Annotated in this window: 8 protein-coding genes and 1 tRNA gene; 4 read left to right on the top strand and 5 right to left on the bottom strand. The window is 32.1% G+C overall.

Annotation, left to right across the window (positions count from 1 at the left end; all coding sequences use genetic code 11):
• Window positions 1–211 precede the first annotated feature (211 nt).
• On the bottom strand, window positions 212–1,660 hold the full coding sequence (locus tag CVV26_02120) for a hypothetical protein (protein PKL72336.1): 1,449 nt from the start codon (window positions 1,658–1,660) through the stop codon (window positions 212–214).
• A 372-nt stretch (window positions 1,661–2,032) separates the two neighbouring features.
• The gene (locus tag CVV26_02115) at window positions 2,033–3,223 is read right to left on the bottom strand and encodes a Fic family protein (protein ID PKL72335.1); all 1,191 of its coding nucleotides are present in this window, start codon (window positions 3,221–3,223) and stop codon (window positions 2,033–2,035) included.
• 80 nt (window positions 3,224–3,303) lie between these two features.
• Here CVV26_02115 and CVV26_02110 point away from each other — a divergent pair, with 80 nt between their 5' ends.
• The 4 genes from CVV26_02110 (at window position 3,304) to CVV26_02095 (ending at window position 4,895) form a co-directional block, all read left to right on the top strand.
• Window positions 3,304–3,372, top strand: coding sequence for a hypothetical protein (locus CVV26_02110; GenBank protein PKL72337.1), 69 nt, complete (start codon window positions 3,304–3,306; stop codon window positions 3,370–3,372).
• A 42-nt stretch (window positions 3,373–3,414) separates the two neighbouring features.
• Window positions 3,415–3,522 carry a hypothetical protein gene (locus CVV26_02105; protein PKL72334.1) on the top strand — a complete coding sequence of 36 codons (108 nt, stop codon included), beginning with the start codon at window positions 3,415–3,417 and terminating at the stop codon, window positions 3,520–3,522.
• 97 nt (window positions 3,523–3,619) lie between these two features.
• Window positions 3,620–4,192 (top strand): hypothetical protein, encoded by a 573-nt coding sequence (locus tag CVV26_02100; GenBank protein ID PKL72333.1) that lies wholly within the window; start codon window positions 3,620–3,622, stop codon window positions 4,190–4,192.
• Entirely contained in the window at window positions 4,182–4,895 is a 714-nt protein-coding gene (locus CVV26_02095; GenBank protein PKL72332.1) for a hypothetical protein, read from the top strand. Before CVV26_02100 ends, CVV26_02095 begins: the two co-directional genes overlap by 11 nt.
• Window positions 4,896–5,019: 124 nt before the next feature.
• Here CVV26_02095 and CVV26_02090 read toward each other — a convergent pair.
• The 3 genes from CVV26_02090 to atpE form a co-directional block, all read right to left on the bottom strand.
• A tRNA-Ser gene (locus CVV26_02090) sits at window positions 5,020–5,109 on the bottom strand.
• 138 nt (window positions 5,110–5,247) lie between these two features.
• Complete coding sequence (atpF, locus tag CVV26_02085; GenBank protein PKL72331.1) at window positions 5,248–5,739, bottom strand: ATP synthase F0 subunit B; 492 nt, start codon at window positions 5,737–5,739, stop codon at window positions 5,248–5,250.
• 45 nt (window positions 5,740–5,784) lie between these two features.
• Window positions 5,785–6,021, bottom strand: a complete 237-nt coding sequence (gene atpE, locus CVV26_02080) for an ATP synthase F0 subunit C (protein PKL72330.1) — start codon at window positions 6,019–6,021, stop codon at window positions 5,785–5,787.
• Window positions 6,022–6,417 lie beyond the last annotated feature (396 nt).

Raw genomic sequence — 6,417 nt, 5'->3', positions numbered from 1 at the left:
GGGGAGAAACATTTATTTTTTTCGTAAAATAAAAAGTCATCGGGTTCGATTATAAATTTCTTTTCGCAATTTTGACAAATTTTAGTTTGACTATTCATAAAATTTATAATTTAAAACTTGTGAAGAGCAAAGTCGAACCATTTATAATTTAAAATTTATAATTTATAATTTCTTAAGTTTTGGTAAATTTTGGTTTCTTGATTTATAAATTTTATTTTATTGGTAAATTAATTGGTAAAGGAGTTTTCTCTTTCATTTCTTCTGATACAACAGAATAAGGCGATGCTATATGCCTAAATGTTTGTCTTAAGTTTATGCTTTCATCACCAGTGGGTAAAGCAAAAGGAGGCTCAGCAGTTTTACTTTTAGTTTTTTGAATAGAAGGAGTTTTAACAACGCTAAGTATAGGAAAATGAAAAATAGTCGCCAGTTCTTCTATGTTTAACATAAAAGCAGTTGATCCTCCGGTTCTTTCTCTAGATCTAAAATATTTTAATAGTCTGGTTTTTCTGAAATTTTTTCTTGTTTTATTAAAAAAATAAAACTTTTTTATCATTGTTCTTGAATTTGGTTTAAGATTATTTAAATTTAAAGCAAAAAATTGATAAAATGTTCCAAAAACAGCATTCAACCCTTTTTTAGAGTCAAAAACTTCTTTTTTGGCTAAATAAACAAAACGTATTTTGGTTGAAAAGCTTATTTTAGAAAGTTTTTCTTCTATTGCTTCTATAATCACTTTTTCTCCTGAAGTTAAATGAAGCATCATACTAGGAAGTTCTTCTTTTTTGGGTCCAGCCGGTTTCCATAAAGGAAGAATCATTTCGCCAAAAGCATCCAAAGTTTTCATAAAAATATTTATTCCTTTATCACTTATATTTTCATGAACTTTTTCTTTTTTTCCAGCCATTTTGTTTATAACTCTAAGTCCTTTTTCTCGAAGAGGTTTATTGGCTTTTAAATCAGGAGTAATGACTATTTGGAGCCAAAGTTGTTCGCCTTTTTGAAGTCTGCTCAAGGATTCTAATAAAGAAGCCAATGGGTCTTTGAGTTCTTGAGTTAAAGGATGTTCGAACTGCGGATAAGTTTTAATTGGATAAATATCGTCTTTAGCTAAAATTATTTCTGATCCTGTTAACTCATATTCTTCATTAGGAAATTTTTCAATAGGAATGTTTTTAGTATAATCAGCCACTTCAAAAATTTCTGCTTCTGGATATTGGGCGTAAAATGCTGATTCTATTAAATTGCGAAATTTAACTGGTGTACGAATTAAAAATTGAATATATCCCTCTATACTAATAATTTCCAAAGAAAACTTTGGCTGAATCCTTCCTCCCCAATATTTTTCTACAGTATTAATAGATGTATATGCACCCATTATTTGACTAAAAATATGTTCTACTGCTTTAGGGCTTTGTTGGTTTGTTTCACTTTCTTTAGGAATTTTAAAGGCCAATAATATATGATCAGTAGAGGCTGCATATGCACCTGTAATATGTTCCATTCGTACATCCCAAAGCCCTTCTAAAATAGCCCAAGCAATAAAAAACCAACCACCGTTTTTAATAATAATCCAAGTAATTACTATTGGTGGATTATTTCCCAAGTCTATTAAAGAAGATAGAGCAGAGAATAAATTAAAATTAATTATAATTTCCATAAGAAAAAAATAATAAAATTGAATTTTTTAAAAACTTTGTTTAATATAGCAAAATTTTTTAAAAATATCAATAAAAAAATTTTTAATTATAAATTGTTCCACGTGGAACAATTAAAAAAATCCTAAAAGGATTTAGGATTTTTTTAAAATTTTTTAAGCAAACCCAACTAAGGAAGCCAGCCACGCCACCACTCTCCGCCAGTTGGCGGAGAGCTAGTCAAAAAAAAGTTTTCTTTGTTTTTCATTTTGCGCCGAGACAACATCTTTCAATTTCGCTGAATGTAAAACTTGGCGGTGTATTCTAAAAATAGCTCGAACGGAATTCTGTTCTCGCCACGCTTCGCGCGACTCGGATACGGCAGAGCCTACATATTATTTATTCCTCTTGTACCTCGTCCCCCTTCCCAATCCAATTTTTTCGATCCATTTCAACCGCAAAAGTTTAACGAGTGCTTGATTAATTGTCGGTCGAGGGATGTTCGTTGCTTTGAATATCTCTAATGGTGTAATCTCGGTATTGGATTTCAAAACAAAATCCCAGATGATTTGTTGTTGCGGAGATAAAAGCTTTCCAACTTCTTCTTTTGAAAGCAGTTGAATGGCTCTTTTAGATTGTTCAAGAATTATTTTAAAGAAAAAGGAAAGCCACGGAACTATATTTTCTTTATCGGTACGAAAAGTTTTTTGACTTTGTCGTAGGGCGACATAATATTCCGGCTTATTATCTTCAATTAATTTTTCTTGAGAAATATATGGCATATATTCATAGCCGTGTTGGAGTAGAAGTAAATTAGACAGAACGCGTGAAAGTCGCCCGTTGCCATCGGCGAAGGGATGAATAAGTAAAAACTCAACAATAAAATTTCCAATAATTACGAGTGGATGAAATTTCTTTTCCAAAAAAGCATTCTGTGTCCATTCAACCAATTCCTGCATTTCTTTTGGTGTTAAAAATGACGAAGTCGTATCAAACAAGATTTGAGTCGGTTCACCATCGGAATTAACCATTGCCACTTTATTATCGGTTGATTTGTAGTTTCCACGATGAACAATATCTTTCTCGGTATATTTCAATAATTCTCTGTGGAAAAATTTGATTGTGCTTTCGGAAAAAGGGATTGACTTAAACGTTTCAAAAACATTAGTGAGAATTTCAAAATAGCCACGGACTTCTTGCTTGTCGCGATTCTTGAATTTTTGGATGGAAAGCCCGCGTATCACTCGCTCGACGTCTTCATCAGAAAGCTCCGATCCCTCAATTCTTGTAGAGGCGCCAGTTGAAGTGACAAGCACGGATTTTTTAAGTTTGCCAAGCACCTGTGAATCCAGCTTCGCGCCGGAAACCCATTTGCTTTTTAATAAATCAATTTCGTCTATAAGCTTATAAATATCCTGCGAAAGATTCTGTATTCTATTGTTGAATTTATTGTTCATAATCTTATATATATTATATGTAAGATTGTATAAGATTAAAAAAAATAAATCAAGGGCGGGAAAAATCGTACGCCACATATTTACAAAATTCCTATGTTTTGCAATACTTATGACAACAGTGCGACCCACTTAATTCGAATTGCTTAAACCCCGCCAGAACAATTTTATGTAGGGTCTCTTTTAAAGTCGGGAATACTCATTTAGGGACGATGGTAAATACTTTATTTTTGACTTATGTCGGAGCTTCTTTGCCGTTATTGCTTTTATTTACAATTTAGCAAGAACCATTTTTATCTTTTAGCCAGATCATCAACAATGAAATGATAGCAACTGAAATTGTCAGAACATTTGTCGGCAGTATTGGTGTTGCCCTATCAATGCCGATTGCCACTTATTTTGGAGCTTACTGGCTTAAAAACAAAAAATAGACGTAAAATAAGCTTTTTTAATATCGCTTGACTAATATTTGTCAATAATATACAATGGAACTATGATAATTTATCAGTTCCATCATATATTATCAATATGGATAGCTTAATCACAAAATTATACCAATCTTCAAAGACAATCCTAACCAATAAGGACTTGGCTTTAATTTGGCAAGAAAACAACGAGGAAAGTCTATATGCCAAAACTGCCTACTACGTAAAGCAAAAAGCCCTGATCAGACTAACTCGGGGAGTTTTTGCCAAGAACAAAGACTACAATCCGAAAGAATTAGCAATCAGTATCTATACACCGGCTTATATCAGCTTTGAGACAGTTTTGAGAGAAGCCGGTGTTATTTTCCAGCACTACGATACGATCTTCGTGGCATCAAAATGGCCGAAAACTATGACCATAGATAAATACACTTTTACCTTTAGAAAATTAAAAGATGCGGTTCTTTACAATTCCACCGGTGTCGTTAGTAAAGGCAACTACAGCGTGGCCACTCCGGAAAGAGCATTCTTGGATATGATTTATTTATTTCCGAATTACTACTTTGATAATTTGAAATCAATCAATTGGGAAAAGTGCAATGAGTTAGTAAAAATTTACAACAACAAGCAATTGATAAAACGATTGAATAAATATTGCAAAAATTATGCTCAATAGAGAAAAACATCAATTAATAATGGGGCAGGTTTTGAAAGACATCTATACCGATGTCACAATCAGTCCGCTCTTGGGATTTAAGGGTGGTACTTGTGCCTATTTATTTTATAACCTGCCGAGATTTTCGGTAGACTTGGATTTTGATTTACTGGTAGTGAACGAGGAAAATCAAAAAATGGTATTTGAAAAAATTGTAGCTATTTTAGGCAAGTACGGAGAGGTTAAAGATCAGTACATCAAGAGGTTTACTGTCTTTGCCCTGCTCTCCTACGGCGATGATGACCACAATATCAAGGTTGAAATTAATGTCAGAAAATTGGTAGAAAATATCCAAAACCACTACGAGATGAAAGAATATCTCGGTATCTCCATGTTTGTCGCTAAAAAAGATTATTTGTTTGCTAGTAAGCTCTCAGCTTTAACTCTAAGGAATGAAACTGCCATGAGAGATATTTTTGATATTCATTATTTTGCCAAAAGCAATTGGGATATTAACGCTGAAGTGATCAAAGAAAGAACCAGTAAAACTACCAAGGAATATTTGGCTGATTGCATATCATTTATAGAAAAAGTTAAAGACAATCAGATGTTGCAGGGATTGGGAGAGCTTGTTGATAGTGAAAAAGAAAAAGCGTGGATTAGAAATCATTTGAAAGCCGACTCTATATTCATGCTGAAAAATTACATGTCGGTGATAAAATAAAAATTATATGGTAAAAAAAGAACAAAAAAAACATACTCCGGAACCAGAAAAAAAATTCCAATTTGCGCTTAAAATCGGCTGGCGAGCCCTCGTAGAGGGCGAGCCAGCAAAGACATTTCCTAACTGGCGGAGAGGGAGGGATTCGAACCCTCGATACCGATTAAGGTATAACACCTTAGCAGGGTGCCCCTTTCAACCACTCAGGCACCTCTCCATGGATAAATTTATAATTGTAGATTTAATTCGTTATATTTTTTTCTTCTCTTTTAATTTTTTCATTTAAGAATGCTATTTTAATAGCATTCTTAAATGACTTTTTGTAAATTTAAATCTTTATTAATATCAAAAATAATTAAAATTTAATTATTTTTTCAATTAATTCTTTATCTTTTTTTTGGTCTATTTTTTCTTTAAGCATTTTTTCAGCTAATAAAATTACTAAATCCCCAATTTCTTTTTTTGCGTCTTCTATTACTTTTATTTTTTCTTGTTTTATCTCTTGTTGCGCTTTTAAAATCATTTCTTGAGTCTTTTGCTCTGTTTCATTATTTATTTCTATCCTTATTTTTTCTCCTATTTCTTTTGCTTTTTTTAAAATTTCTTCTGCTTTTATTCTTGCTTTTAAAAGTTCTTCTATTTTTTGCTCTTCTATTTCTATTCTTTTTTTTCTAATTTCTTCCGCTTCTTTTAAGCTTTTTTCTATTTTTTTTGCTCGTTCATCAAGTATTTTAATAACTGGATGATATAAAAATTTTTTTAATATAAAAAGCAATAAAAAAAAATTTACTATCTGGGCAAGCAGAAGCAATGGTTCAATTCCTAAATTATGAAATAGTTGAAACATATAAAGCAATAAAAACTAGAAAATAAATTTAGACGTTAAATAGTTTTATGTAAATTTAATAATTAATGCGACCACTAAAGCATAAATTGCTATTGCTTCAGTAAAAGCAATAGCTAAAATCATGGCTGTTTGAATTTTTCCTGAAGCTTCAGGATTTCTTCCAATTGCTTCCATGGCTTTTGAGGCTAAAAGTCCAATTCCGATTCCAGGACCCATTGCTCCCAAACCAATAGCAATGGCAACGGCCAATGATTTAAGATCTAATCCAGTATTAGGTTCCATAATTGATTCCTTTTTTCGCGCATGTAAAATTATACGCGATTTAATAAAAAATAAAATTTAGATTTTGGTTTATTTATTATTTCATATTTTTTTGTCAATTGTCAAATTTATTTATGACATTTTGCACGGGTTGAACCCACGGTTGGGCTGTTCTACAAAAAATAAAAATAATTTTGAAAATCCTTCTTTTATAAAGTCTCCCTGATAAGGGAGATTTAGAGGGTTTCTTAATTTCTGAAATCCCCCAACCCCCTTTATCAAGGGGGCTTAAAAACGGAAAGGTTTCTTAATTTCTGAAATCCCCCAACCCCCTTTATCAAGGGGGCTTAATTAATTTCCCTAACCGTAAAGAAATGCTCCTGCAAATTATTCTTTAATCAGAAATTTGGTAATTAA

This window comes from Candidatus Kuenenbacteria bacterium HGW-Kuenenbacteria-1 (assembly GCA_002839745.1).
Classification (GTDB): Bacteria; Patescibacteriota; Patescibacteriia; order UBA2591; family PGYQ01; genus PGYQ01.
The sequence above is the reverse complement of the archived record's forward strand: the minus strand, read 5'-3'. Positions and strand labels throughout refer to the sequence as shown.

Excerpts from the sequence above, each read along its gene's own strand:
- CVV26_02120 (PKL72336.1), bottom strand. The coding sequence starts at position 1,660 with ATGGAAATTATAATTAATTTTAATTTATTCTCTGCTCTATCTTCTTTA.
- CVV26_02105 (PKL72334.1), top strand. The coding sequence starts at position 3,415 with ATGATAGCAACTGAAATTGTCAGAACATTTGTCGGCAGTATTGGTGTT.
- CVV26_02100 (PKL72333.1), top strand. The coding sequence starts at position 3,620 with ATGGATAGCTTAATCACAAAATTATACCAATCTTCAAAGACAATCCTA.
- CVV26_02095 (PKL72332.1), top strand. The coding sequence starts at position 4,182 with ATGCTCAATAGAGAAAAACATCAATTAATAATGGGGCAGGTTTTGAAA.
- atpF (PKL72331.1), bottom strand. The coding sequence starts at position 5,739 with ATGTTTCAACTATTTCATAATTTAGGAATTGAACCATTGCTTCTGCTT.
- atpE (PKL72330.1), bottom strand. The coding sequence starts at position 6,021 with ATGGAACCTAATACTGGATTAGATCTTAAATCATTGGCCGTTGCCATT.